Below are 256 nucleotides of genomic sequence, written 5' to 3' on the forward strand. Positions count from 1 at the left end.
TTCTTGGAAGAATGATATATTAAGAGAAGCCCGTGAGACTTTGGAAAATTTGCAGGAAGAGAATGGCGGTCAACCTGATCTGACTGATAGAGCATCTTGCGAAACTGATCGTACAATCGAATTACGTGCTCGTGATCGTCAGAGAAAGCTTATTTCAAAGATAGATGCTGCTTTAGAGCGCATTGATGATGGGACTTACGGTTTTTGTAAAGAAACTGGTGAGCCTATTAGTATAAAGCGTCTTGAGGCTCGACCG

Annotated in this window: 1 protein-coding gene; it reads left to right on the forward strand. The window is 42.2% G+C overall.

Annotation, left to right across the window (positions count from 1 at the left end):
* Positions 1 to 256, forward strand: a 256-nt coding sequence (locus ACFIK8_RS09880; RefSeq protein WP_375669322.1) for a TraR/DksA C4-type zinc finger protein, incomplete at both ends; no start/stop codon positions are given.

It is taken from the genome of Bartonella sp. MR168JLCBS (genome assembly GCF_042194175.1).